Source organism: Finegoldia sp. BIOML-A4, from assembly GCF_009679635.1.
Lineage (GTDB): Bacteria > Bacillota > Clostridia > Tissierellales > Peptoniphilaceae > Finegoldia > Finegoldia magna.
Genome location: NZ_WKZC01000015.1, coordinates 21,585 through 28,430, shown reverse-complemented (window position 1 = coordinate 28,430; position 6,846 = coordinate 21,585). Strand labels below are relative to the sequence as shown.

Below are 6,846 nucleotides of genomic sequence, written 5' to 3'. Positions count from 1 at the left end.
AATAACACCGATACTCGCTATAAATACAGATGTTTTTAACTTTGAATGTTCCTTTTTTGCAAGCTCCCACAATATAGTAGCAGGACTTTTTTGTTTCATAATCAACACCTCCAAATGAAATAACTTAATTAGCTAACTTAGTTATCTTTATTTTAAAAAATATAAGGGCGTTTAATACCCTTTCCCTTATATTTAAAAACATCGCAATTTCTCCCATCCATCATAAAAAAACTTCGAAACTATTCTTGTGTTTAACTTTACTTCTTCTTCTGTTTGAGAATGTATTATAATTTCACACAATGCATTAATATAAGCATGGTTTAACAAATGCATTGCATCTTTAGGGACTTCTGATTTTATATTCTTTTTCTTTGAAATAATCTGAAACGCTTTATGTCTGTTTATATCTTCCTTTTCCACAAGAAGCTCTATAAAATTATCATATTTCGTACCATATGATTTATATATTAAAAGATTAAATAAATCTTTTTTGCTAAACATATATAATGCAGATTCAATTGACCCTTCAATGTTAATTTTTGATAAATCTTCTCCACAATTTTTTTCTATGTTTTGAAAAGATTCCTCTTCAAACTTGCTATAAAAACCCAAAAGTTCGTTTGCCAATGGATCAACTAAACTGATAAATAAATCTTCTTTATCATTAAAATGCCTGTAAAAAGCACCAGTTGTAACCCCAGCATCTTTGCAAATTTTTCTTAAATTAGCTCGTTCATAGCCATCATTTAAAAAATTAACTTTACCACTATCCATAATCTTTTTATGTGTTAAATCATAACCAGTAATTTCTGTCATATCCCACTTCCTTTACTAACGGCTAAATTTATAAGTTTGCGGCATATAGATAACTTAGTTATCATTATATACTCTTATCTTATTTTTGTCAATAGGAACAGTAGAAAATCATACTTAATTATGATATAATTACTAATAATTAAATACAGGCTTAACGCTTATAACTTTAATAGCAAGCACAGTAAGTGAGTACCCACTTACGAAAAATTGATGAAGCAGAACCTTTATGGACTGCTTCTTTTTTTTATCAATTTTACCTTGTTAGGGAGAACCCTAAGACCCCAATAATTTATGATAAGGAGATATACTATGGATAATAGAAAAAGAAATAATCAACTAAAAATATATTTAACAGATGAAGAAAAAGAAGTTTTTGAAAAGAAAATGAAACTAGCTAATTGCAAAACTATGTCCCACTTTCTTAGAAAGTGCGTGTTAGAAAAAGAAATCTACGTTGTAGATTTAGAACCATTTAGAAACCTACAATGGTTACTTTCGAATGCAACAAATAATATAAACCAGATTGCAAAAGCTACTAATACAACTGGTGTTATTTACAAAAATGAAATTGAATCTATGAATAATCAGATAGAAAAATTATCAAGGGAAATATGGCAGATCCATTCCCTACTTCTTAATAAATCAAAAGAAAGTTCTGGTGATTAATATGGCAATTACAAAAATACATCCTATAAAATCAACTCTAAATTTAGCAATAGACTACATTACTAAGAGTGAAAAAACTGATAAAAAAATCTTGGTATCTTCATTCAAATGCCATCCATCCACTGCCTATATTCAATTTATAAAAACACGAGAAGATAATGATACTAATGGTACAGTTTTGGCTAGACATTTAATCCAATCTTTTCTACCAGGAGAGGTTGATCCTATAAAAGCTCACGAAATTGGAATGGAATTATGTAAGAAAATTTTAAAAGAAGATTATGAATTTGTCCTTGCAACTCATATAGATAGAGGGCATATCCATAACCATATTATTTTTAATAATGTTAATTACAAGACTGGTAAATGCTACCAATCTAACAAAAAAACTTACCATAAAATTAGATGTCAAAGTGACGAATTATGTAAAGAAAATAAGCTTTCAGTCATTGATGAATATTATGAAGCTTACAAGAGAAAATATAAAACTTCTGGTAAATCCTGGTATGAATATGACCAAAACAAGAAAGGAAATTCTTGGAAATCTAAACTACAATTTGATATAGATAGAATGATTAATAAGTCTAAATCGTGGGAAGAGTTTTTAGAAAATATGAAATCTATTGATTATGAAATTAAATTTGGTAAACACATTGCTTTTCGTCATAAAGATAAGCAAAGATTTACAAGATCGAAGACTATCGGAGAAGATTATACTGAAGAAAAATTAAAAGAAAGAATAGATTTAGCTATTAAAAACAGAGCTAATCCTTTTATAAAGAAAGTAGGAAATGTTATTGATATATCTACTAATAAAAAAGCTCAATCCTCAAAAGGTTATGAAGTCTGGGCAAGAAAACACAATATCAAAACAATGGCTGATTCAATAATTAAACTTCGAGAACAAGGAATTAATTCAATTACTCAACTCGATGATCTAATCAAAAAATCTGCTGATGATAGACAAAACTTATTAGATAAAATAAAGAAAATTGAAACTGAGATGAAGAGTTTATCCCAAGATATGGAAAATATAAATATTATAAATAAGCATCGTGAAGTCTATAAATACCACAAGAAAAATCCTGAGGATAAGCAATTCGCTGAAGAATATTATAGCGAACTTTCCGTCTATAAAATAGCCGCAAAAGAAATCTTAGAAAACTATAAAAAACTACCAAATACAAAAGAAATATTAACCAAACTCGATAAATTGCAAGAAAAAAAGAACACCCTTATGCAAGAGTATTCTTTGAATAAAGAACAATTTTCTGACCTTGTTCAGTATAGAAAAAACTATGAAAATTATTATGGAAAGGAAGTGGAGAGATAAAAAGATATAAGCGGATAAAAGACCGTGTAAAATTTTGTGTATAGAAACCTCCTCTTTAATTTAATTAAAACATTAACTATAAGTTATTTTCTATTACTTGATATATCACTTTAAATGAGCAAAAAAAATAAAGGCAGTCCGAAGACTGCCGATATTTACCTCTCTGCGCCTTTGCTATGTTCTTTCTTAGTTGACTTAGTTTTGCCATCTGTCTTAAAGCTTTTTATTTGCCCTAATATGGACTTTTTGTCTTTATCTTGACCTTTACCTGTTCTTTTGCTTTTAAGAGCTTAGAAGACAAAATACGAACATTTTTATGTTCCTTTCCGTTGTTATCAATGCTTGTTTTTACTTGTCCAAATATTTTAACAAAATCTCCTTGTTTTAGGTTCTCTAAATCTTTTGTCTTATCTCCATAGGCTGAGCAATTAGTATAAACTTTATTTCCATCGTCATCTTTTGAAACAATTGAAAAGTTACTTACTTTAAACTTTTCTCCATTAGCATTTTCTCTTTCAAGATTTTCTACTTTGCCAGCTATATTACCCACGAGATTTATGAGGTCGTCTTTTTCTTCAAGTTCATTGGTATTTTCAATGAGCTTTCCTTGTTCTTTCATATCATCAATCATATAGTCAAAGTCATCATTTAATAGACCTGTTGTGTCATTGTTCATATATAAAACATAGACTTCTTCAAGTGCTTTTTCATCAGTAACACCTTTTTCTATACTCACAAGTGCTTTTATAAAGTCCTTGTAGTTATCATTCATCATTTCTTCTAAATTTTCTCTAATATCTTTGTATTCCATATTTTCCTCCTTGTACTAAATAAGGAGAGCCTTTCGCCCTCCTTTATCGTTCTTGTCCTTTTTCACTTTTTTCTTGATTTTTATCTTTTTCTTCTTCCGCTTTGAATTTTGATATTTGTCCCAATATTGATGGTTTTTCTTCCCTTGCGTGAAGATTATCCTCTACATCATAAGTTGATTCAAAGTAATCACTATCTTTAAAATCATTGTCATACCTATCTGGTATTCCGTCATTATCAAGATCTTTTGCTAGTGGATCATAGAAGTTTCCATCATCATCTATTTCTAATCCTAGTGCTTGTTTTAAATCTTCTTCATCTACTGATACCAGATCATCAAAACTTGACATCTTTATGGCTTCGGTCATATCTTTAATAGCTTGTGAGTTAGATATATCTTCCTCTACAAAAGATTCTGTTCTAATAGCTACATTATCTACATACTGAGTCCATGTTTTTTCTTCCAAATTTACCTCATATTGAATCGTGTGCTTACCATCAGGTGTTTCTGTATAGGCAAGTCCTATATGGCTTAAATCAGGATATAGTTTGTCAAAGTCTTCATAGCTATTAGATTCTGAAAACTCATAGTTAGAATAATCAACTATCGCCCTCTTTAAATTTTCTAATAGTGGTGATTGGTTTTCTAATTCTTCTACTTCTCCCATATCTAAAAGTTTATTAATCTCAGCTAGTCTTAGTGTCTTATCCCTTAACTCATCAGCTTTTTCAAATGGTTTAGTTAATTCTAACTTGGCATTTTCTAAAGATTCTTTATAGTTTTCAAGGTTTTGATTTAACCTTTCAAGTCTTGCAGGCATTTTTTCAATGGCATTATCAAGCCTTGTTATATTGCCATCAGTGGAGTTTGAAAACTCTCCAAAGTATTCTGCTTTTCCTAGTAGTTTAAAGGTGTGAGTATTAGTCATGAAGTTATAAGAAACTTGTAAGTCTAAATTTCTATATTTACCAATAACCTTGCTATCATTTATCTTTACCTTTTTTATTTCTTCTAATAGCTTCTCTCCAGCTTCTTTCTTATCTAAAATTTTATTTGATCCGAGACTTATTGAAGTAAATTTGCTATCTCCTTCTCCTAATTTTTCAACACTTGCAATATCTTCTTTAACTGCTTGTATTTCCATTTCAGTTTTTAAAATACTTTGAGGATAATATTTATTTACCTTATCTTCAAGTTTATATTTATTAGACTTATAGTTTGCTTCAAGCATTTTTAGCTTTGTAACTTCGTTATCTAAGTCCATCTTTTCTTTAATTAGAGGATTACCAGTAGCTAAAGCCTTAATTTCTGAATAAGATAGACTTGCTTCATCAACATCTTCAGCAACTCTTACAGGAGTTTTTGAAGTCATAATTTGAGATATGAATTTCTGCTTATTCTCTATTGTCTGCCATAAATAAGCGTCAAATGTATTCTCTGTTACATATCTAAAGATATTTACCTTATCATTTTCATTACCTTGACGAACAATTCTACCACTTCTTTGCTCTAGGTCTGGTGAGTAGTCCGAAGTGGTCAATTTAATTTACCTATAAACTTGTAGTGAATTTCAACCTTTTGGCTAATTTGACCGTCTATTTCTTCCTTGTCATATACATATATCTTATCTATTATTTGATTTAAAATATATCTGTTTAGCGATTTTATCTTAGCGTACTTGCTAATATTATTCATGAATTTCTTGTAGTTATCTTCAGTTTCAAAAGATACTTCTATATCGCCCTCTAAGACTTTGATTTCCTCGATTAACTTGTCTTGTTTTTTAGATATGCTCACATTCATTAGATTAAAGTTTCTTTCGGTTATATTTCCCTCTAACCTATCTTCATATAACTGTTCATAGCTTCTGTCTAATTCTGCTAACTGGTTCTTTTTAAGCTCCAGCTTGTTAGATAGTTCTTTTCCCTCGTCTATTTTTTCTACTTCAATCTTTTCTATTATCTTTTCTACAAAGTCCTCTTTAGCAGATAGTGCCATACTTCCATGATATTGTATATCTTCAAGAACAATATTATATAGATCCCTAGCTTCAATTCTGTGTGATGAACAAGCCTTTACCCCATATTTTTTATATGTGGAGCAAGAAAAGTGAACAAAGTCTATGAGTTCTTTCTTTTTAAGCCTATAATCAGTTTTTGGTGTCAATGCATAACCACATTTAGGACATCTTACAAGTCCTTGAAAAATGTTGTCATAATAGAGTCCCTTTTTATTGTTACATTTTCTCTTATCAACCATTGTTTGAACTTGTTCCCATATTTCCTCGCTGACTATTCCCTCGTGGGTATTTCTAGCATAAATATAGTCACTTTTAGGAATATACATTCTTTTTGAGTTCTTAAATGATAAGGTAGGTCTTTTATTTCTTGCCATATTTCCACAATAAACTGGATCTCGCAAGACATTTAACACCATTCTATGTGACCATTGATATTTATTTTCTTCTGTTAGTCCATAAAGCTTTTCAGCATTTTCAACAAAAGCACTTGGTCTTGGAATTTTTCTCTTCATCAACTCCTGGCTAATAAGTTGAGTACCCTTACCCTCTAAACACAATTTATAAATGAGTTCTATAATAGGTTTAGTTTTCTCGTCTATGATTAATCTGCGTTTATTATTAGGGTCTTTTAGATAACCAAATGGAGCTTTAGAGCCTATATATGTTCCCTCTCTCATTCTACTTTGAATTGCACTTTTAACTTTTTTGGAAGTATCCTTTGCGTACATTTCATTGAGAATGTTTTTAAATGGCATAATATCATTTTGATTGCTATTTAATGTGTCTATACCATCTGTTATTGCAATATATCTTATGTTCTTTTGTGGAAAGTACATTTCGATATATGCTCCACTTTGAAGATAGTTTCTTCCTAACCTTGATAAGTCTTTTGTTATAACACAATTTATTTTTCCATTTTCAATATCAGTAATCATCTTCTTAAATGATGGTCTTTCAAAGTTTGTTCCTGAATAACCATCATCTACATAATAATCATAAATGGCGATACTGTTACTTTCTGCATATTGTTTTAACATTACTTTTTGTGACCATATACTCATACTCTCAACTGAGTTTCCATCGTCTTTTGATAGTCTACAATAAAGTCCTGCTACATATTTTTTAGTCCTGCCCAATTTCAATCTCCTTTCCCTAAACAGGACTATCTCAATAATTTAATTATACTAAAATACTCCCGTT

The 6,846-nt window shown here is 29.8% G+C and carries 4 protein-coding genes and 2 pseudogenes; 2 read left to right on the top strand and 4 right to left on the bottom strand.

The window, feature by feature from the left end:
• Window positions 1–192: 192 nt before the first annotated feature.
• Window positions 193–816, bottom strand: a complete 624-nt coding sequence (locus GKG01_RS08745) for a TetR/AcrR family transcriptional regulator (protein ID WP_010815642.1) — start codon at window positions 814–816, stop codon at window positions 193–195.
• Window positions 817–1,125: 309 nt separating this feature from the next.
• On the opposite strand from GKG01_RS08745, the gene GKG01_RS08740 reads away from it, so the two are divergent.
• Together GKG01_RS08740 and GKG01_RS08735 are read left to right on the top strand one after the other, a co-directional pair.
• Window positions 1,126–1,482, top strand: coding sequence for a plasmid mobilization relaxosome protein MobC (locus GKG01_RS08740; protein ID WP_154272174.1), 357 nt, complete (start codon window positions 1,126–1,128; stop codon window positions 1,480–1,482).
• Window position 1,483: 1 nt separating this feature from the next.
• Window positions 1,484–2,815 carry a relaxase/mobilization nuclease domain-containing protein gene (locus GKG01_RS08735; RefSeq protein WP_154272173.1) on the top strand — a complete coding sequence of 444 codons (1,332 nt, stop codon included), beginning with the start codon at window positions 1,484–1,486 and terminating at the stop codon, window positions 2,813–2,815.
• Between the two features lie 155 nt (window positions 2,816–2,970).
• Here the strand turns inward: GKG01_RS08735 and GKG01_RS08730 are convergent.
• From GKG01_RS08730 to GKG01_RS08720, 3 genes and pseudogenes are all read right to left on the bottom strand, one after another.
• A pseudogene (locus GKG01_RS08730) lies at window positions 2,971–3,626 on the bottom strand (DNA-binding protein).
• 43 nt (window positions 3,627–3,669) lie between these two features.
• Window positions 3,670–5,142, bottom strand: a pseudogene (locus GKG01_RS08725) (helicase); the annotation flags it as partial.
• A 20-nt stretch (window positions 5,143–5,162) separates the two neighbouring features.
• Window positions 5,163–6,782 carry a recombinase family protein gene (locus GKG01_RS08720; protein ID WP_154272172.1) on the bottom strand — a complete coding sequence of 540 codons (1,620 nt, stop codon included), beginning with the start codon at window positions 6,780–6,782 and terminating at the stop codon, window positions 5,163–5,165.
• Between the last annotated feature and the right edge of the window lie 64 nt (window positions 6,783–6,846).